20 protein-coding genes and 1 pseudogene are annotated in these 19,393 nt (G+C 65.7%); 7 read left to right on the top strand and 14 right to left on the bottom strand.

Annotated elements, in window-relative coordinates; translation table 11 throughout:
- The first annotated feature begins 156 nt into the window (after window positions 1–156).
- Window positions 157–1,278: a TIGR03857 family LLM class F420-dependent oxidoreductase gene (locus BKN37_RS05695; protein ID WP_242657097.1), complete on the top strand. Its 1,122-nt coding sequence runs from the start codon at window positions 157–159 to the stop codon at window positions 1,276–1,278.
- Window positions 1,275–1,907: a TetR/AcrR family transcriptional regulator C-terminal domain-containing protein gene (locus BKN37_RS05690; RefSeq protein ID WP_083341590.1), complete on the top strand. Its 633-nt coding sequence runs from the start codon at window positions 1,275–1,277 to the stop codon at window positions 1,905–1,907. Before BKN37_RS05695 ends, BKN37_RS05690 begins: the two co-directional genes overlap by 4 nt.
- Before the next feature lie 16 nt (window positions 1,908–1,923).
- Here the strand turns inward: BKN37_RS05690 and BKN37_RS05685 are convergent.
- The 11 genes and pseudogenes from BKN37_RS05685 to fabG form a co-directional block, all read right to left on the bottom strand.
- Window positions 1,924–2,637 (bottom strand): annotated as a pseudogene (locus BKN37_RS05685) (lysophospholipid acyltransferase family protein); the annotation flags it as partial.
- Window positions 2,638–2,653: 16 nt separating this feature from the next.
- Window positions 2,654–3,859: an acetyl-CoA acetyltransferase gene (locus tag BKN37_RS05680; RefSeq protein WP_071023000.1), complete on the bottom strand. Its 1,206-nt coding sequence runs from the start codon at window positions 3,857–3,859 to the stop codon at window positions 2,654–2,656.
- A complete protein-coding gene (locus BKN37_RS05675; RefSeq protein WP_071022997.1) occupies window positions 3,856–5,202 on the bottom strand; it encodes an OB-fold domain-containing protein in 1,347 nt (448 codons plus the stop codon). The genes BKN37_RS05680 and BKN37_RS05675 overlap by 4 nt, the downstream gene beginning before the upstream one ends.
- Window positions 5,199–6,410 carry an acetyl-CoA C-acetyltransferase gene (locus BKN37_RS05670; RefSeq protein ID WP_071022993.1) on the bottom strand — a complete coding sequence of 404 codons (1,212 nt, stop codon included), beginning with the start codon at window positions 6,408–6,410 and terminating at the stop codon, window positions 5,199–5,201. Before BKN37_RS05670 ends, BKN37_RS05675 begins: the two co-directional genes overlap by 4 nt.
- A complete protein-coding gene (locus BKN37_RS05665) occupies window positions 6,407–6,661 on the bottom strand; it encodes a hypothetical protein (protein ID WP_071022990.1) in 255 nt (84 codons plus the stop codon). Before BKN37_RS05665 ends, BKN37_RS05670 begins: the two co-directional genes overlap by 4 nt.
- 6 nt (window positions 6,662–6,667) lie before the next feature.
- On the bottom strand, window positions 6,668–7,198 hold the full coding sequence (locus BKN37_RS05660) for an aromatic-ring-hydroxylating dioxygenase subunit beta (RefSeq protein WP_071022986.1): 531 nt from the start codon (window positions 7,196–7,198) through the stop codon (window positions 6,668–6,670).
- Window positions 7,195–8,451, bottom strand: coding sequence for an aromatic ring-hydroxylating oxygenase subunit alpha (locus BKN37_RS05655; protein WP_071022981.1), 1,257 nt, complete (start codon window positions 8,449–8,451; stop codon window positions 7,195–7,197). Before BKN37_RS05655 ends, BKN37_RS05660 begins: the two co-directional genes overlap by 4 nt.
- Window positions 8,448–9,242, bottom strand: a complete 795-nt coding sequence (locus BKN37_RS05650) for an enoyl-CoA hydratase/isomerase family protein (protein ID WP_071022976.1) — start codon at window positions 9,240–9,242, stop codon at window positions 8,448–8,450. The genes BKN37_RS05655 and BKN37_RS05650 overlap by 4 nt, the downstream gene beginning before the upstream one ends.
- Window positions 9,239–10,039, bottom strand: coding sequence for an enoyl-CoA hydratase/isomerase family protein (locus BKN37_RS05645; protein WP_071022972.1), 801 nt, complete (start codon window positions 10,037–10,039; stop codon window positions 9,239–9,241). Before BKN37_RS05645 ends, BKN37_RS05650 begins: the two co-directional genes overlap by 4 nt.
- Window positions 10,039–10,806: an enoyl-CoA hydratase/isomerase family protein gene (locus BKN37_RS05640; RefSeq protein ID WP_071022969.1), complete on the bottom strand. Its 768-nt coding sequence runs from the start codon at window positions 10,804–10,806 to the stop codon at window positions 10,039–10,041. The genes BKN37_RS05645 and BKN37_RS05640 overlap by 1 nt, the downstream gene beginning before the upstream one ends.
- Entirely contained in the window at window positions 10,803–11,537 is a 735-nt protein-coding gene (fabG, locus tag BKN37_RS05635) for a 3-oxoacyl-ACP reductase FabG (RefSeq protein WP_071022966.1), read from the bottom strand. The genes BKN37_RS05640 and fabG overlap by 4 nt, the downstream gene beginning before the upstream one ends.
- Window positions 11,538–11,624: 87 nt before the next feature.
- Between fabG and BKN37_RS05630 the strand changes: the two genes are divergently transcribed.
- The 4 genes from BKN37_RS05630 (at window position 11,625) to BKN37_RS05615 (ending at window position 15,570) form a co-directional block, all read left to right on the top strand.
- The gene (locus tag BKN37_RS05630; protein WP_071022963.1) at window positions 11,625–12,422 is read left to right on the top strand and encodes an SDR family NAD(P)-dependent oxidoreductase; all 798 of its coding nucleotides are present in this window, start codon (window positions 11,625–11,627) and stop codon (window positions 12,420–12,422) included.
- A gap of 54 nt (window positions 12,423–12,476) precedes the next feature.
- Window positions 12,477–13,166, top strand: coding sequence for a TetR/AcrR family transcriptional regulator (locus BKN37_RS05625; protein ID WP_083341589.1), 690 nt, complete (start codon window positions 12,477–12,479; stop codon window positions 13,164–13,166).
- A gap of 97 nt (window positions 13,167–13,263) precedes the next feature.
- Window positions 13,264–14,415 (top strand): acetyl-CoA C-acetyltransferase, encoded by a 1,152-nt coding sequence (locus BKN37_RS05620; RefSeq protein ID WP_071022961.1) that lies wholly within the window; start codon window positions 13,264–13,266, stop codon window positions 14,413–14,415.
- Window positions 14,416–14,418: 3 nt separating this feature from the next.
- Window positions 14,419–15,570 carry an acyl-CoA dehydrogenase family protein gene (locus BKN37_RS05615; RefSeq protein WP_071022957.1) on the top strand — a complete coding sequence of 384 codons (1,152 nt, stop codon included), beginning with the start codon at window positions 14,419–14,421 and terminating at the stop codon, window positions 15,568–15,570.
- 25 nt (window positions 15,571–15,595) lie between these two features.
- Here the strand turns inward: BKN37_RS05615 and BKN37_RS05610 are convergent, their stop codons facing one another.
- Window positions 15,596–16,780 carry an enhanced intracellular survival protein Eis gene (locus tag BKN37_RS05610; protein WP_242657103.1) on the bottom strand — a complete coding sequence of 395 codons (1,185 nt, stop codon included), beginning with the start codon at window positions 16,778–16,780 and terminating at the stop codon, window positions 15,596–15,598.
- Between the two features lie 85 nt (window positions 16,781–16,865).
- Between BKN37_RS05610 and BKN37_RS05605 the strand changes: the two genes are divergently transcribed.
- Window positions 16,866–17,915, top strand: coding sequence for an NAD(P)H-dependent amine dehydrogenase family protein (locus tag BKN37_RS05605; RefSeq protein WP_071022951.1), 1,050 nt, complete (start codon window positions 16,866–16,868; stop codon window positions 17,913–17,915).
- 3 nt (window positions 17,916–17,918) lie between these two features.
- Here the strand turns inward: BKN37_RS05605 and BKN37_RS05600 are convergent, their stop codons facing one another.
- Together BKN37_RS05600 and octT are read right to left on the bottom strand one after the other, a co-directional pair.
- Window positions 17,919–18,752, bottom strand: a complete 834-nt coding sequence (locus BKN37_RS05600; protein ID WP_071023086.1) for a DegV family protein — start codon at window positions 18,750–18,752, stop codon at window positions 17,919–17,921.
- 52 nt (window positions 18,753–18,804) lie between these two features.
- Window positions 18,805–19,393 (bottom strand): diglucosylglycerate octanoyltransferase (octT, locus tag BKN37_RS05595; RefSeq protein ID WP_071022947.1); only part of this gene is annotated, 589 nt, incomplete at its 5' end.

Genomic DNA, 19,393 nt, shown 5'->3' with positions numbered 1-19,393 from the left:
TCCCGTCTTGCGGATATCCATCATTTCCGTATAACATACGGAAATGATTCGCGCCGCCCGATCGCGGCGATTCGGCGTTTGGTAGCCCGGTGGCTCACGCCGCCGCGTTGGTAACCGATCGGGCGTCGAAACTGTTGTCGACTAGGAGATAAAGCTGTGACCATTAACGAGAAGTCCACCGACACCGCCCTTGCGCCCGTCGCTGAGGACATGAGCGCCTTCGTCATCGCCGGTGCGGTGACCTCCCAGCAGGAGGAGTCCGAGTACGACACCGTGTCCCGCACACCAGCGCAAGGAATCCAGGACGGCGTGGATGCCGAACGCCTCGGCTTTCGCCGCGTCTGGCTGTCCGAGCGCATCGACATCAAATGGTCCGATGTGATCCTCTCCGGCATCGCCGCGCGGACCACCCGCTTGCAGGTGTGCACGGGTGTCATTGACCCAACCACCCGACACCCGTGGACCGCGGCCGCGTTCGGCGCAACCATGCAAGCCTGTTACGGGGAACGCTTCATCATGGGTCTGGGCCGCGGTGACAACGGCTATTTCAAAGGCACCGGCATCCAAATGGCGACCTTTCGCCAAATGTATGACTACACCGACATTTTGCGTGACCTATGGGCCGGGAAGCACGTTACCTACGACGGACCGGTGGGGACCTTCGAAGACCTCTCCTTCGCGGAGAGCTACCACGGCGCTCCTCCGCCGATCTGGTTCGGTGGATTCTGCGGTCCCGCCGGCGCCCGATACGCCGCCGCAAAAGCCGACGGAGTGATCCTCATCCCCATGATGAACCCGACCGCCGTTGCCGAAGCCAAGGCCCGAATCGTCGAATCGTGCGAGCGAATCGGCCGTGATCCCAACTCGATCCGTGTCGGTGCCCTGGTCGTAACAGCGCCTAATCTGTCCGATTTCGAAGCACGTGCGATCGCGCACGGACGGATGGTCACCTACCTGCAGTACCCTGGCTATGGCGAGCAGTTGTGCACTGCGAACGGCTGGGATCAGGGCTTGCTGGACAAGATCCGCAACCATAAGCGGTTCGCGAACATCTCGCAGGTCGCCGACAGAGAGTTCCAGCGCCACGAGATGATGGATGTCGCCAGCGTTATTCCCGACGAGTACATGTGGGACTGCAGTGCGATCGGAACGGTCGACGAGTGCGTTGCCAATCTCCAGCGGTTCATCGATGCGGGAGCCGATGAGATCGTCACCTACGGATCGACGCCGGCGCAGAACGCCGAATTGGTGGCCGCCTGGCGTAACCGAGACCGTTGACGGTTCCCGGCCCGGTCCGTCGGCCCGGGCGCCCCTCGTTGCTGACCCCGAGCCAGGTTGCACACGCGGCCTTCGACCTTGTCGACGCGGAAGGTCCCGGTGCCCTGACGATTGCCCGGTTGGCCAAGGAACTCGGCGTCCGGCCGATGACCATCTACGGCTACGCGGCGTCCAAGGATGAGATCGTCACCATGGTCGCCGACCTGCTGCTGGCGGATCTGCCGCCGGTCGACCTACGCCAACGCTGGCAGACGGTGTTGGAAAAGGTGTTCTTGTCCATCTACCGCCGATTCCTCGACCACCGCAACGTCACCCTGGCGGTCGCCGATGCACCGGTATTCGGTCGCGCCCAGGCTGAGGTGATCGAACGGGTGCTGATGCGGCTGCACCGGGCCGGATTCAGTCCCGAGGCGGCATTCCATCTGCAGCGCACCCTTGCCACCTACACGTTGGGGTTCGCGATCTTTGCCATCGTCGAGTCGAGGGCCGGCGCCGACCGGCCGCGCGCCGCCTGGTCACATCTCGACGTGTCCGAATTCCCCCACCTGTCGGCGGTGTCCACACTATTCGGTACCGAGGTTACCGAGGCACAGTACCTGCGCGGATTGTGTCGGATCATCGGTGACTGACTCCGTCTGATGTACCGGGCCAGTGCTGCAGGGTGTCGACGTAGAGCTGACGGACCTCCGCGATACGCTCGTCCAACTCCGCGACGGTCCACCCGTCAACGGCGATGGGCCGCAGCACGGCAACGTCGACGCTGCCGGATCTGAGCGTCTTGGAGTGCCTGTCCCCAATCGCCTCCGCATTGCGGATCACGATGGGTACGATCGGTATCCCGGCCGCCATCGCGATGCGGAACGGACCCTTTTTGAACGCGCCGACGGCACTCCCGTCCGCACGGGTGCCCTCGGGCGCAATGATCACCGAGATGCCCCTGCGGGCCAGCGCTTCGACCTTGCGCAAACCCTCGACCGACCGCTGGGGATCGTCGCGATCGATGAACGCTGCGTCCACGAACCTCCCGATCGTGCCCGCGACCGGGTCGTTCTCGAGTTCCTTCTTGCCCACCGCCGTCCAGTCATCACGAACAAGGGCCGCGGCTATGAACACATCGAAGCTGTTGCGGTGATTAAAGATAAACACGGCCGGACGCTGGGACCTCAAGTTCTCTGCGCCGAACGTACGGATGCTCACGCCGCCGGTCGTCAACATCAATTGCGGCCACGTCGACGTAAAGAAGTTCACGCCACGGCGTCTGTCACCGGTGAGCAGACCTATCCCGACGGCACCCGCGGCGACTGGGACCAGCGATCCAAGACCGACGAATGTGCGCAACTGCGCCAGGGGGCTGTCACCCATGACCCACCACGAGCTAGCTGCCCGCCGAACCGAGGGCCCGACCGACAATTGAGACAAAGGAGACACATCCTCCCGGCCGACCGCCGAGGTTGTGTGTCAGGGCGGTACGTGGGTCGGGCAGCTGCCGGTCACCGGCCTGTCCGCGGAACTGCAGCCATGCTTCGTAGAGCATCCGTAGACCGCTGGCGCCGACCGGGTGGCCGAACGACTTGAGGCCGCCGTCCGGATTCACCGGGAGCCGCCCCTCGGCGTCAAACTCACCGCCCATCACGTCCTTCCACGCGTGCCCGGGCTCGGAGAAGCCGAGGTCTTCCATCAGCACGAGCTCGGTGGGGGTGAAGCAATCATGCACCTCCGCCATCGAGAGCTCGATACTCGGACGGTCGATACCGGCTTGGGCGTACGCGTCACGGGCCGACCGGACCACTTCGGGGAAGGTGGTGAAGTCGAAATCGGGGTCCATGGAGCCGCGTGCCGAGCCAGCCACCAGTGAAAGCGCTTTGACGTACATCGGGGAGTCCGTGTAGTCGAGGGCGCGCTCGGCCGGCACAATCAGCGCACAGGCCGCGCCGTCGGAGACCCCCGAGCAATCAAAGACGCCCAGTCTGCCAGCCACTTTCGGCGCGTTAGCAATGGTTTCTTTGGTCACCGGGGAACGGAACTGCGCCTTGGGGTTCCGCGCACCGTTCGTGTGGTTCTTCCATGCGATATGAGTCATCGCCTCGCGCATCTCGTCGGGATGCACACCGTGCTTGGCGCAATACGCCGGATCCAACAACGAGAACGCCGCGGGCGCGGTCAGCGACAATTCAGGTGCGGTTCCGTCGCTGGGCGGGTCGGCCCGCAGCAGGCCGGAGAAACCCGAATCCTTGAGCTTCTCGACACCGACCGCCATCACCGCGTCATACGCCCCGGCGGCCACCGCGTAACATGCGTTGCGGAACGCCTCCGAGCCGGTCGCGCAATAATTCTCGACGCGAGTGACCGGCTTGTCCTCGGTGCCCAGCGCACGGCTCAATGTCAGGCCGGACTGCCCGGAGCCGAGTGTGCCAAGCCAGTAAGCGTCGACATCGTCTCGACCCAGCCCGGATACCGATCCCAGGCATTCGTCAACTGCTTCGAGGATCAAGTCGTCGGTGGAACTGTCCCAACGCTCACCGAACCGGGTACAGCCCATCCCGACAACCGCCACCCGGTCGATAATGCCGTGGCTGGTCATGAGGCCTCCGCTCCGGCGTCGCCGAGCAGACGCGCCTTCCAGAAATAGTCGTGTACCCCGCCTGCGGTGAACAGCCGACGGAATGTGAAACCGACCCGCGTGCCAACGCGCAGCCGGTCCGGTTCGGCATCAGCGATCTCGAGAGTGCACCGGCCACCGCCGTCAACGTCGATAACCGCTTGCACCACCGGCGGTGAGGGTGAGTACGCGAGGTGGTCCACCGTGTAGGTAGCCACCGTGCCGTGCAGTGTCGCGATCTGTGCCCGGTGCATGTGGTCGGCGGTGCCGCATCTCCGGCATACACGCACGGGTGGTAGGTGCACGAACTGGCATTCAGCACATTGAGTCCCGGTGAAGCCAAACTTCCACTGCTCGGCCCGTGCCGACGGCGGCGCCGCGGGACGATCCGGTTCTGGGCGCCGCGGCGGCTCCATCTCGACCAGACCGCGCCAAGAAAGATAGGTGAGGTGTTGCACCGGTAGACCATCCGCGAGTTGCTCGCCGACCCGATGTTGTTGTCGGTTGCGCGGCAGCTCGGCGGTGGTGCGCCACAGTACAGCGTCGCAGCCGTCGACCGCGGAAAGCACCAGGATTGTCTCGCCGGCATCCGCGGTGTCGAGCATCGAGCACAGGGCGATGGCCGCATCGCTCGCCCCTGCGAACCCAATCGGCGAGGTGACGGTCGACTTCAGCCCTTTCACCAACTTTCCGGCCCGTTTGACGATCGCGGGATTGGGACAGGCGAGCACGACGTGGTCGACGCCAGACAATCCGCTGTCGCCGAGCATGCGGTCGAAGGCGCTGCCGATCAGCGCAGCATATCGTTCGGCACCGAAGCGCTCCTCCCATTGTTCACCGGTGATCGAAGACGGTTGCCGCCAGCGGTCGAGGAACTCCGCCGTCAGCGATGTCATACCCACCATCTCGGCGATGGCGGGACCATCGCCGAACAGCAGCGCCGTCGCACCGTCTCCGCCCCGCTTTTCGTCGAGCGAACCCGGCCGGCCCACCCGCACATCGGCCGATACCACAACTCCGCCGGTCGATGCCGCAGCTCGGCAGGCCGCGACCCAGCTCCGCCCGGTACCGCAGAGGTCTGCAGCGAACCCACCGACCGGCAAGCCCAGCGCGGAATGTATCGCGGTGGCGTTGGTCTTATCGGCATAAGCCGGGCTGCTGGTGGCGAAATACAGATTTTCGGGGGGCCGGTGCCCCCTTGTCGCGGCGGCTGCCGCGGCCACCGCCATGGTGGTGCTGTCCTCGTCGAACGAGGCCACGATCCGGTCCTTGGGCAATCGGAACCGCGGTAGGTAGGCGGCGTAGCCGATTAAAGCAGCGGTCATGACGTCGGCCCGCGGAATAGTGCGGCAATGCCCTGACCACCGCCAATGCACATCGTTTCCAGCGCGAACCCGCCGCCCCGACGGCGCAGCTCGTGCAGCATCGTCGTGAGAATCCGCACCCCGGTGGCGCCGATCGGATGGCCCAGCGAGATACCCGACCCGTTGACGTTGAGCCGATCGTCAACATCGCCAAGCTTAAAGCCCCACCCGGACAGCACCGCGAGTACCTGGACGGCAAACGCCTCGTTCACTTCAATCAGAGCAAGATCGTCGAAACCGAAATTAGTTCGGCTGAAGAGCTTTTCGACCGCACCCACCGGACCGATGCCCATCCGCGACGGCTCACAACCGACGGCGGCCCAGCCCTCCAGATACCCAAGGGGTTGCAGCCCCAGTTTGTCGAGCCGATCTTCGGCTACCACCAAGCAGGCGGCGGCGGCATCGTTCTGCTGGCTGGAATTGCCGGCAGTCACCGTCCCCTCCGGCACGATGGTGCGCAGCCGCGCCAAGGTCTCCGGTGTGCTGTCGGGCCGGACGCCCTCGTCGCGATCAAACACCACGGCATCACCACGGCGCTGGGGTACTTCTATGGCAACGATCTCGTCGTCGAACAGGCCCGATTCCTGGGCCGCGGCGGCTCGCTGGTGGCTGCGGGCCGCGAACGCGTCGGCCGCGTTGCGATCGATGCCATAGTCCGAGGCTAGGTTCTCTGCCGTTTCGATCATCCCGCTGATCGGACCGAATCGCCATATCGGCTGCGACATCTCGCGGCCCCGATCGAGCCGGTCGTACAGTACCTGGTTACCAGACCGGGCTCCCCACCGGACGCTGGTGGTGTAATGCTCGATGTTGCTCATCGATTCCACACCACCGGCCAAGACTACGTCGGCCGCGCCCGTCTGCACCATCATCGCGGCAGTGACCACCGCCTGAAGGCCACCGCCACAACGCCGGTCGATCTGCAGCCCGGGCACGCCTACCGCCAACCCGGCGTTCAACGCCGCCCACCGGCCGATGCAGGGCGCCTCGGAGTTGGCGTAGGACTGGGCGAATACGACATCGTCCACGAGCCCGGGATCGGCGCCGCTGCGTTGCAGCACCGCCTCGATGACGCGGCTCGCCAAATCCTCGGCACGGAGCGGCCGAAGCGTCCCGCCGAAAGTACCAACCGCCGTGCGCAGCGGAGCCACGATCGCGGCGCGCCTCATGCGTCACCCCGCCACCGGTCGGCCGACGGATCAAGCAGGCTGCTCAGATGATCTTGCTGCAGCCAGATGATCGTCTCCAGTTCCAGCGCATCCAGATACCGAACCCGCCCACTGCGCAGGTCCTCAAGGCGCAGCCGCGGAGAGTTCCCTTCGGTGTCGAAATTCACTGATACCTCGGCGAACTCACTTCCGATCACCGGACCGATGCCCGGCATGTCGATGCTGTCGCTCCCACCAAACTCGATAGACATGAATCCTCAGATCAGGAAACTGAGCGTCGGCAGGGGCTTGTCATTGTCCACCAGGACAACTTTCTTGTACGTCAGCCGCAAAGAGCCGTCCACACGGCGCAACCGATACGTGGTGCGTCCTCCCCACAGGTTGTTGCCGCGGTCCCGTGATTCAAGCACGAGAAAATTAGCCGCCACCTCGAGGTCGATACCGCCTTCAGGATTAGCCCTACCGCCTAGGAACTCGATGTTGGACAGCAATCTGCGTAGGTTCGACGGCGGTGCCTGGGCATGACGCTTTCCGGTCCGCACCTGCTTGAGCCGGGTGGAGATCCGGCTGCGGTTGTCGTAGATCACCGACATCTGCCGCAGCGGGTCGTCCGTCGAGGCGACCGGAACCCAGTACAGTGCGTCATCGGTCCACAATGCCTCCCACGCGTCATAGTTCAACTCGTCGGCATACCGGGCCTCGCGGTACAGGAATTGTTCGACTTCCCAGCGGTCGAAGTCCTCGGGTACGGGGCCCAGATCCTGAACGGCTGCGGCAGTGGCGGTCATGGCTGCTCCATCAGTGTCTTGTAGTGCGACCAGAACCCGCGCATCCCGGTTTCATCGGTGGCCGCCCCGATCGTGAATCCGTTCTCGTCGACGCTTTCACGGTTGAGCCCGCGGCGGACGTCGAGCCATTCCGGCTCCAGTGATTCGATGCCGCGCTGGTTGCGCTCGTACATCTCGGTGTCATCAGCCAGCAGCATGCCGGCCGGCCCCACCGAACCCATGCACTGCGAGACCATCCGCGTGTTGAGCTCGTGCCCCTCCGCCAGCTGAATCGCGGTCGAGAATTGGATACACTCACTGACCGCAACCGGTTGGATATTGAACACCTGGATCTCGGCGATGAATAGGTTCGGGAAGATCATCACGTGCGGCCCGCCCTCGATAAGGATCTGCTCAGCCTCCGCGCCGTAGCGTTCGCGCATCGCGGCAACGTAGTCCGGAACCCGCGCCTCGGTGGTGCCAAACCACCGCATCGGCTCGCCGAACTTGCGGAACTCCGGCCGCAGGTCGTTTTCGCTGTGACCGTTGCCCAGATCGCGGGTGACGGCGGTGGACGAGTCGCTGTACAGGGCACCGATGGGACTGCCCGTGACGCCGAAGATGGATCCATGCACGAATTGTGGGTGGTAACCATCGGTTTCGTTCTCGGCCAGCAGCTTCCAGTTGGCTCGCGTCTTATGCTGCAGCCATCCGGCGGTGAGCTCCACCCTGCCTTTCGGCGACAGTCGGGCTAGCCGGTCGATCTCACCAGCGGCGGCGCCCAGGTGTTCGACCAGGCTCGGTCCGTCGTGAGCGAAGCTACCGAAAACGAAACCGTGATAGGAGTCGACCCGCGGCACCCGACCCAAGTTCAAGTCAAGTTTGCGTTCGCCGTAGCCCTTGAAGAACGGGAAACCGATGAGCTCGCCGTCGTTGTGGAAGGTCCAGCCATGGTACGGGCAGCGAAACGTCGACGCGTTCCCCTTGGCGTCGTGACAGACCTGATTGCCGCGGTGAGCGCAGCGGTTCAGCAAGAGGTGCAGTTGACCATCGCGGCCGCGGGTCATGATCACTTCCTGCGGCCCGAGCCGCCTGCGGACATAGTCGCCCGGCTGCGCTACCTCGCTTTCGTGTCCCACGAAGACCCAGGTGCGGTACCAGATTTTGCTTACTTCTTCGGCGAAGATGCTGGGATCGGTGTACAACGACCCGTGGACTTTGTCGCGCCTGATCAGCCGGTCATAGCGGGTTTGGGTTTCGATCGCCGAGCTCACAATCGCGCTCCTCTCTTTGAGCCGAACAACGGAGGGCGTTTGTCACGGAAGGCGGCGACGCCCTCGGCGAAGTCATCTGTGTCGAAAAGCTTGGACTGACAGGCTGCCTCGCGCTGCAGCATGTCAAACGGGTTAGCCGTGCCCGATTCCGACAGCAGCGTCTTGATCACCCCATAAGCGGCTGCGGGGCCGTCGGCCAGCCGCTCGGCGTCCCGACACGCGGAATCCAGCGACTCGCCGGGTTCGACCACCGCGTCGACCAACCCGAACTCCAGCGCCTCCGCCGCCGAAAGGGATCTGGGGAACAAGAGCATCTGCCGCGCCCGCGCCATCCCGACCCGTGCCGGCAATGAGACGAAGGTGCCCATGTCGCCGGCGAGGCCGACGTTCGTGAACGTCGTCGCGAACTTCGCGTCGCGCGCGGCGACGACGCGATCGCACGCGGCCGCCAGCGCCGTTCCGGCGCCGAATGCGGACCCTTCAACCGCCGCCAACACCGGCTTAGGCGTACTCCAAATCGCACGAATCACCCGCTGCGCCAGCTCGGCGCGCTCGATCGCGCGATCGACGGGCATCCGCTCCATGGTGGTGATATCACCACCAGAGCAAAATGCCGGGCCGGCGCCCGTGATGACTATGGCATGGATCTCTTGGTCGGAGCCTGCTGCCTCGATCGCCTGAGCGAGCGCGACGCGCAGCTCGAGATCAATGGCGTTGCGCTTCTCAGGACGGCTCAACGTGATGGTGCGCACCGCGCCGTTGTCGTTGATTAGAACTGTGGTGGCGGTCATTGGAACCTCGGCTTGCGGTGTTCGATGACGGCTCGTAAGCCCTCGAGCGCGTCATCAGTGCCAGACAACTCGGACACTGTCCGTGCCTCCTCAGCCAGCCGCTGCTCCACCGACGCCCCGAGTCCACTCCACACCAGCCGCTTGGTCGCCGACAGTGCACCGGTAGGCAATGCGGCCAGCGATGCCGCGATTTCGGCCGTCCGGTCCGCCAATGCATCGTCCGACACGACCTCGGTGACCAGCCCGATATCGCGCGCTTCGACTGCGGACAGTGTCGGATTGGTCAGAAGGATGCGCAGCGCCTGGCGCAGTCCAACCAGCTGGGTCAGTGTCACCGACGAACCACCGTCGGGGGCCATCCCAACCCGCACCGCGCCGGAAAAGAACTTGGCCGAATCCGCGGCGACCACGATATCGGATGCGCATACAAGTCCCAATCCGCCGCCGCCCGCCGCGAATCCCTGGACCGCAGTCACCACGGGGACCCGGAGCTGGATCAGCGCTGCAGTGGCCAATTGCAGCCACGCGGTGGCCTCGCGCAGATAGTCGGGCAGATCGGCGCCCTTGGACTCGAAGGTGTGGACGTCGCCGCCTGCACAGAAGTTTCGGCCTTCGCCGGTCAGCAGCACCACCCTCGCCCGCGGATCGGCGTGGCAGCGCAGGATCTCCTCATGCAGCGCCCTCAGCAACTCTACGTTCATGCCGTTGGACACATCGGGCCGGTTCAGCCGTAGGCGCGCGATCCCGTCATCGTCAACGTCCAAGGTAACCGGCGCAGTTGCGCTGGCGGTTGTCATCAACTCTCACCTTTCTCAGCGAACGCATTGATCGCGCGCTCCCCGGTCTGGCCGCTGATATGCGCGACAACAGCGTCGCTCTCGTCGTTCAGGCCAACAGCTAGGGATCTCCCCATGCCCGCATATACCAGCCGCTTGATCGCGGTCACCGCCGAGCGTTGCCGGCCAGCCAATCTTGACACGAATTGCTCCACCCCTTCGTTGAATTCGGAAGGTGCGAAACTGCGGTAGGCCAGCCCGTATCGGACAGCTTCTTGTCCCGACATCCGGTCACCGCTAAGCAAGATGCCCAACGCTTGCTGGCGTCCCACCAATCGCGGCATCCGCTGGGTGCTGCCACCACCGGGGATCATGCCGAAGTTGATGTGGTTGTCCGCGATTCGGGCGTCGTCACTGACCAGAACGACATCGGCGGACTGCATCAGCTCGAAGCCACCGGCCATTGCGACACCTTCGACCGCCGCCACGACCGGCACATCGACGTTAGCAATGGCTTCACAGGCACGCCGAAACGCGATGAAAAGCGACCGTAGCTCATCGGGACCATCTGAACGCAGGCGTTGCACCTCATTGAAATCGCCGCCAGCGCAAAAGTTCCCGCCTAGCCCGCGGATGAGAACCACGTTGGCCCTCGGATCATTGCCCAAGTCGAGGATCGCGCGCTCCAATTCTCGACCGAGTGCGACAGTGATTGCATTCATCTGGCCCGGGCGATTGAGTGCGATCCGCCCCACGCCGTCGGTGATGGTGTGCAGGACGGTGCTCACATGAACCGTCCGCCGCCGACTTCGAGTACCGTCCCCGTGACATAACTGGATAGCTCCGAGGCCAGGAAGACCACCGCACCAGCCACCTCGGCGGGCTCCCCGGCCCGCTTCATCGGCACAGCCGCCTCACGCTCGGCGAAGATCTCCGGCGGCATCGCCGCAGTCATCGGCGTCCGGATCAGCCCCGGCTGAATCGCATTCACCCGGACGTTGTGATGAGCCACCTCTTTGGCCGCGGCCTTGGTCAACCCGACGATGCCAGCCTTAGCCGCACTGTAGTTGGTTTGCCCCGGATTGCCCGACTTGCCAGACAGTGAGGAGATGTTGACGATGCTGCCCGACTTTTGCTCCCGCATCACCGCCGATGCCTCTCGCACACCGAGCCAGGCGCCTCGCAGGTGCACCCGTACCACCATATCGAAGTCTTCGACCGACATTTTCTTCAACGACGCGTCGCGGGTGATACCAGCGTTGTTGACGAACACATCCAAACGACCCAGGTCGGTCGTGACACCGGTGACCAGATCGTGCATCTGCTCGGGTGAGGTGACATCGCAGGCCACACCGATTCCGCCGACATCGGTAGCCGCGTCACCGGCCAGGTCCCCGTTGATGTCGGCCAGAATCACCCGGGCGCCATGGGTGACGAGCGTGCGCGCGATCTCCCGACCAATGCCCTGGCCAGCGCCCGTCACGACAGCAACACGCTCCGCGAGCAACAGCTCTGTCATGCTCCTCCGTTCCGCTGCTCAATATTTCTAATCTAGGTTAAACTACGTCCGCAGTGGCCACAAGCAGGCTCCAGGAAGGGAGCAGTGATGGATCTGGGATTGACCGGGGCACGGGTCGTGGTTACCGGCGGCGCGTCGAACATCGGCCGCGGCATCGTACACGAGTTTGCCGCCGAAGGTGCCCGTATTGTGATCAGCGATATCGACGGGCCGCAGGCGGAGAAAGTTCGCACCGAGGCACTGAACCTGGGCGCCCCGGCGGTTGAACTCGCGATCACAGATCTGACGACGCCGACCGGGGCCGACACCGCGATCGGGCGCAGCATCGAAGCCTGGGGCGGCATTGACGTCCTGGTGAACAACGCCGGCTGGAGCGTGCCCGGCTTCATCGCGAGTGATACCGACCGCGAGAAATGGCAACGGACCATCGAGATCAATCTGTTCAGCGCGATCGCCGCCACCCAGGCCGCCCTCGGTCCGATGAAGGAGGCCGGAGGGGGCTCGATCGTTTTCATTGCTAGCGACGCTGCTTTCGGCCAAATTCGGCAGGGTGTCTATGGTGCATCGAAAGCAGCAATGGTCGCCTTAGCTCGCACTACCGCCCGCGAACATGGACGTCACGGGATCCGATCCAACATTGTGTGTCCGGGTCTGGTTATCCCCGAGGGCCCCGATGCGGTGGGTTCCGCGAGCCTGTGGGCGGTCGGCCAAGAGGCGGTCTTCAACCAAAACCAGATCGATTACATGATCAAGGACACGCCGTTGCGGCGGCTCACTACGGCCGAGGACGTCGGACGCGTTGTGCTCTGGTTCTCCTCGCCGCGGGCCGCCCGCCAGGTCACCGGCCAGCTGGTCTCGGTCAGCGGCGGTTACACCATGCCGTAATGGCCGGTCCCACCCTGTCGTTGCTCCGCCGGTGGTGAACCGTATTATTAAACGATGCCTAAAAAACCACGGGATAAGGCTGGTGCGCGCTCCGACAAGCAGGATTCCAAGTACGCCCGCACGCGCGCCCGCATACTTGATGCCGCGGCGCACATCCTCAGCGTCAAAGGTTATGCGGGTACCCGCCTATCCGACGTCGCGGAGCAAGCTCAAATTCAGGCACCTGCGATTTATTACTACTTCCCGTCCCGCGACGATCTGATCGAAGAGGTGCTGTATTGCGGCATCGCTGATATGAGCAGGTATCTCCAGGAGGTTCTCGACGCGCTACCTCCTGAAACGTCGCCGATGGATCGCATCCTGACAGCGGTCGAGGCCCATTTACGCCACGAGCTGGAGCTATCCGACTACACAACCGCATCGATCCGCAATTCCGGGCAGGTTCCAGAAAAGCTGCGCAAGCGCCAAATGAAGGAGGAGGCGCGCTACGGCATGATCTGGCGTCGGTTGTTCGACAATGCCGCTGCCGATGGTCAAATCCGGCCCGACCTCGATCCGCGCCTGGCCCAGTTGCTGGCGCTGGGAGCCCTCAACTGGACAGCTGAGTGGTGGGACCCCCGAAGGGGCTCGGTCGATGCGGTCGTGCGAAACGCGCAGACGCTGGTCCGCCATGGCCTGAGCCAAGCCCCCGAAGAACTGACTGCTGGCCCACGTAAGAAGAGGAGTTCCGCGACCCGACCCTGACGCTTCTGGTCGGTAGCGATCCCCGTCGATAGGCCCTCGATCGTGCCGCCCGAGATCTTTTGAGTCCAGGTTTTGATTCTGTGTTAAATTATTCCCTATGGCTGAGGCATACATAGTTGACGCGGTTCGCACCGCGGTGGGGAAGCGTGGCGGTGGACTCGCTGGGGAACACCCGGCGGATATGGCCGCCCACGTGATCACCACACTTGTCACCAGGAACGACTTTGATCCCGCTGCGATCGATGATGTGATCTTGGGCTGTCTAGACAACATCGGTTCGCAGGCCGGCGATATCGCCCGCACCGCAGCGCTCGCGGCAGGTCTGCCCGACTCGGTGCCCGGAGTCACCATCGATCGGCAATGCGGATCGGCCCAGCAGGCTGTGCATTTCGCTGCGCAGGCGGTGATGAGTGGTACCGCGGATCTCATTATCGCCGGCGGTGTGCAGAAGATGAGCCAGTTCCCGATCCTCAGCGCGTTCGGTGCGGGAGAGCCGTACGGCTCGACCGATCCGTGGACCGGATGCCGAGGGTGGGAAGCGCGCTTCGGTACTCAGGAGATCTCCCAGTTCCGCGGTGCCGAACTCATCGCCAAACAATGGGGGCTCAGCCGCGAAGACAACGAACGGTTCGCGCTGACCAGTCACCAACGTGCCGTCGCCGCGATTGCCGACGGTCGCTATGAGCGCGAGATCACCTCATACGCTGGTGTCAGCGTCGACGAAGGTCCGCGCGCCGATACCTCGCTGGAGAAGATGGCGGCTCTACCGTCGTTGGTCGAGGGGGGTGTACTGACCGCCGCGGTGGCAAGCCAGATCTCCGACGGCGCCGCCGCGCTGCTAGTTGCCTCACCGGATGCGGTCGACCGGTTCGGCCTGACGCCCCGCGCCCGCGTCCACCACATGTCGGTACGAGGCGCCGACCCGGTGATGGTGCTGACCGCCCCGATCCCGGCAACCCAGCACGCACTCAAGCGCACCGGGCTGTCCATCGACGACATCGACCTCGTCGAGATCAACGAAGCATTTGCTCCTGTCGTCCTGTCCTGGCTGGCCGAACTTGGTGCCGACCCGGACCGCGTCAACGTCAACGGCGGAGCCATCGCGCTGGGCCACCCGATCGGCTGCACCGGTGCACGCCTGATGACGTCGCTGCTGCACGAGTTGGAGCGAACCGGCGGGCGGTACGGGCTGCAGACCATGTGCGAGGGGGGCGGGCAGGCCAACGTGACAATCATCGAACGGCTCTAGATCATGCGCCGCGAACTATATGGCTCCGACCACGAGGCCTACCGAGAGACGGTCCGGGAATTCCTGGCGCGTGAAGTCGTCCCTCAACAACATGCCTGGGATCGTGATCGGTGGATCGATCGCTCGGTGTTCGCACGAGCTGCCAAGGCCGGGATCTACGCGCTGCAGATCGACGAACGCTATGGTGGCTCGAGTGAATCTGACTACCGCTACCGCATGGTGGTGTGCGAGGAAGTAGCGCAAATCAACGCGTTGTCCTTTGGTCTGACAGTCAGCCTGCAGGACGATCTTGTGCTGCACTATCTGTTGGACCTGACCAATGAGGAACAGCGCCAGCGCTGGCTGCCCGGTTTCGCGTCGGGTGAACTGATCGGCGCGTTGGCGATGACCGAGCCCGGCACCGGCAGCGACCTGCGCAACATCCGCACCAGCGCCCACCGGGATGGTGACCGCTGGATTCTCAACGGCCAGAAGACGTTCATCTCCAGCGGCATCATGGCTGACGTCGTGGTGGTCGCGGCCCGCACCGACCCCGCAGGTGGATCCGGTGCGTTCAGCCTGTTCGTAGTCGAGCGCGACACGCCCGGATTCGAACGAGGCCGCAAGCTCGACAAGATCGGGCTGCCGGGGCAGGACACCGCCGAGCTGTACTTCCTGGACGCCCAGGTGCCGCAGGAAAACCTGCTCGGCGAGGAAGGCCGCGGACTGCAATATTTGATGAGTCACCTGCCGCGCGAACGGCTCGGGGTGACAGCCATGGCGATGGCCACGTCCCGCGCGATCTTCGATCTCACCGTCGACTACTGCCGCCAGCGCACGGCCTTTGGCCAACCGCTGACCGCCCTACAGAACACCCGATTCGAACTAGCAGACATGGCCACCGAAATCGACATCGCCGAAGCCTACGTCGACAAGTCGGTACTGGCGTTCAACGCGGGTGAACTGGCCCCCGTCGACGCCGCCAAGGGCAAATGGTACGTCAGCGAACTGCAGAAACGAGTGATCGACCGCTGCCTGCAGCTGCACGGCGGGTACGGCTACATGGCGGAGTACCCCGTCGCGCGAGCCTTTCTGGACACCCGGGTACAGACCATCTACGGCGGCACCACCGAAATCATGAAAGAGATCATCGGTCGCGACATCGCGGCCGGGTAGCCGCCCAGCGCATGCCGAGACGCGGTCAGAAGCGGAAGCCGATCTGGGCGGGGACGTGGCTGACGAACGCGGCGTCCAGCCGCGCGATCAGCTCGGGATCCTTGCACCGCAGCCGCTGTGCGCCCGCCAGCGCCGCGGCGCGGTGCGCACCCAGATACAGGCTGCCCAGCACGTCGAGGTCCATCGCCACCTCGACCGGGTCGTCGGTGCGGGTGCAGCGGGCGCGGCCGTCGCGGATCTGCAGCGCGAACCGGCCGCCGTCGCCGCGGAAGCCGTCGGCGACCTCGATCACCGTCGACAAGTCGGCGGCGTAGCCGCGGGCCTGCAGCGCGGCGGGCACGTCCATGATCCGCAGCCACAGGGCGTCGTGGCGGGCGGTGGTGCGGGCCAGCCGGGTGTCGGTCAGCAGGTACGGCAACGGGTCGTCGGGGTGGGTGGCGATGGTGACGGTCCGCATCAAGTCCAGCCCGAGCAGCGTGCGCCACAACGCGCTGTGCGCGTCGGCGGTCACCGCCCGGAACTCGCCGACCTGCACCGTCTTCGGGTCGGTGCCGTGCACCCGGTACAGCACGTAGCCGTCGGGGTGCAGCAACCCGAACCAGGCGGTGCCGCCGCCCCGGGTGCCCTCCCGGTCGGCGAGCAGGTCGTCCCACAGCGCCGCCGGGCGCGCCAGCCCGCCGGGGGTGCGCCGACGCCAGCGGTCGAAAATCGCCGCCAACTCCTCGCGCCGCTCGACCGGTGTGACCAGCCGGACCCCGCCCGGATCCGGGGCGTCGGGATGGAACCGGGCAAACCGGCGGTCCAGGGTCAGCTCGTGATCGACGGTGGCCGGCCCGTAGCCGAACCGACCGTAAATGCCGCCCTCGCTGGCGGTCAGGGCCGCGATCGGATACCCGGAATCGGCGATGCGCCGGTGCAATTCGTCATACATGGCCCGCAGCACGCCGCGGCGGCGGTGGGTGGGCGCGACGACCACGCCGCTGACCCCGGCGGTCGGCAGCACCGCCCCGCCGGGCACGGTCAGCTGCAGGTCCGCATACAGCGCGACGCCGACGACGTCGTCGCCGTCGCAGGCCACCACCGCGCCGTCGGACGGGATCAGGGTGCGGAAGGCGCCGACCTGCTCCGGGTCCAAAAACACCCCGAAGCCGGTGGCGTCCAGCCGCAAGATCTTCGGCCAGTCGTCGTCGGTCGGGGTGCGCAGGGTCAGGGGACTCACGAGCTTCGACGGTGCCACAATCGCCGGCGCACCGCATCCGAATAAGCTGGGCGGACCACCGTCGCCGAGGAGCCTCATGACCGTCAATCCCCCGCTGCGCGTAATCCAGTGGACCACCGGCAACATCGGCCGCCGCTCGCTGCACGCGATCATCGGCCGACCCGATATGGAGCTGGTCGGGGTGTACGCGCACGGCGCCGACAAGGTCGGGGTGGACGCCGCCGAGCTGGCCGGCTGGCCGCAGCCCACCGGGGTGACGGCCACCAACGACATCGACGCGCTGCTGGCGCTGCGGCCCGACGCGTGTTGTTACAACCCGCTGTGGCCCAACATCGACGAGCTGGTCCGGTTGTTGGAGGCCGGCGTCAACGTGTGCTCCAGCGCGGCCTGGATCACCGGCGGCAAGCAGACCGCCGCCGACCGGGAGCGCATCCTGGCCGCCTGCGCGGCCGGGCGGTCGACCATGTTCGGCAGCGGGGCGCATCCGGGCATCACGAACATGGTCGGCATGGTGTTGTCCGGTGCGTGCGAGCGGGTCGACGAGATCCGGATCACCGAGTCGGTGGACTGCTCGACCTACGAATCGGCGGGCACCATGACCGCCATGGGGTTCTCCCAGCATCCCGACACCGCGGGGCTGGCCGAAAGTGTGCGCCGCGAAAGCGAAGTCTTCGCCGAGGCCGCGGCGATGATGGCCGACGCGATCGGCGCGCAGCTGGACAAGATGACCTTTGACGTGCAGTTCACGCCCGCCACCGGCGACACCGATCTGGGCTTCATGCAGATTCCGGCCGGAACCGTCGCCAGCGTCTACGGGTATCACCGCGGCTGGGTCGGTGAGCGCAACGTGGTCAGCGTCGGGTTCAACTGGATCATGGGTGATCAGGTGACGCCACCCAAACCGGTGGCCGACGGTCACGTGATTCAGGTGTTCGGGATGCCGAACATGCGCACCGTCATTCACTGCCTGCCGCCGAAGGACTGGAGTGAGCCCGGTTTCGGCGGGCTGGGCGGGATCTACACCGCGATGCCGGTCACCAACGCGGTCCCGGCGGTGGTGGCCGCCGAGCCCGGCATCGTCACGCTGGCCGACCTGCCGCCGAACACCGGCCGGGCGGCCGTCTGAGCGCTAGTCGGGCACGTCGGCGCACACCGCCAGCGCTCCGCCACCGACGTGCAGCGCCAGCACCGGACCCAGGTCGGTGACGATCGCCGGTTCGCAGGCCGGCAGCCGCTCGGCGAGCGCCGCCGCGACCTGATCCGCCCCGTCGGGGTTGGCGACGTGGTGCACGGCCAGCGCCGCCGCCCGGTCGCCGACGATGTCGCTGACCCGGTCGATCATCGCCGCTACCGACTTGCTGGCGGTGCGGATCCGTTGCGCCAGCACAAGTTTGCCGTCATCGATGCGCAGCAGCGGCTTGAGGGACAGCGCGGTACCCAGCCACGCGGCGGCGCTGCCGATCCGTCCGCTGCGCCGCAGGTTGTCCAGCCGGTGCACGACGATGTAGCCGTGGCTGCGGCCCACCGCCGCCGACGCCGCAGCCGCCACGGTGTCCACGTCGGCGCCGTCGGCCGCGGACCGCGCGGCGGCCAGGGTGACGAAACCGGTTGCCATGGCGGTGGTTTTGGAGTCGACGACCCGCACCGCGGCACCCAGGTCGGCCGCCGCCGTCTCGGCGGCGGCCAGCGTCCCCGACAACGCCGCCGACAGGTGCACCGCCACCACGCCGTCGCCGCCGCTGTCGGCCAGCGCCCGGCGGTAGGCGGCCCGCAGCTCGTCCGGGGTCGCCGCGGCGGTGGTCACGTGCTCGTGCAGGTGGATGTCGTCGGGCACCGGGTCGACGCCGTCGCGCAGGTCGGCGCCGTCGAGCAGGATGTGCAGCGGCACCACCCGGATGCCCCAGGTGTCCCGCAGTTCGGCCGGCAGCCGCGACGCGGAGTCGGTGACCACCACGACGCTCATCGGCGCCACTCCTCGATCCCGGCTACGCCGGCACCATCGTCGTCGGCGCGGCTCATCGGCGCCCGGGGACCCCGGCCTGGGCCAGCGCCTTGAGCATCAATTCGGCGACGGCCTGGTGTGCTTCGAAGTTCCAATGGATGCCGTCGGGGTTCCCGCGGCCACCGAGCACCTCATCGCCCACCGCCGCCTTGAGGTCCACCAACGGAATATCGTGCTGCTGCGCCCATTCGGTGATCGCGGCCGCCGTCCCGGCGCGCCCGTGGTGCGCCTTGCCGTACGTCTCGGCGACGTGCACCGACGGCAGCGACGCCACGATCGGGATCCCGGGCCGGTTGAAATCCAATGCGCCGCGGGTCTCTTCGAGGTACTGCGCGGTCAGATGCGGCGGCAGCGCGGACCGCGCCACCGGCGACAGCCGTGGCTGCAGCCAGCCGTAGCCGTCGCGCACCCAGCGCCGCAGCCGGGGTGGGCGCACGTAGCGGATCAGCTCGCGCAGCGCGGTCGGCAACACCGACGGCAGCGAGTCCATCCCGCCGGTGGCGAAGATCACCGCACCCGCCCGCGGCAGCGCCGCCCAGGCGCGGGGGTCCTGGGTGGCCGCCCACCACACGTCGCGGCAGGTCCAGCCGATCCGGCCGATC

Origin of the sequence: Mycobacterium talmoniae, from assembly GCF_001854525.1 — a bacterium.
GTDB classification, from domain to species: domain Bacteria; phylum Actinomycetota; class Actinomycetes; order Mycobacteriales; family Mycobacteriaceae; genus Mycobacterium; species Mycobacterium talmoniae.
The sequence above is the reverse complement of the archived record's forward strand: the minus strand, read 5'-3'. Positions and strand labels throughout refer to the sequence as shown.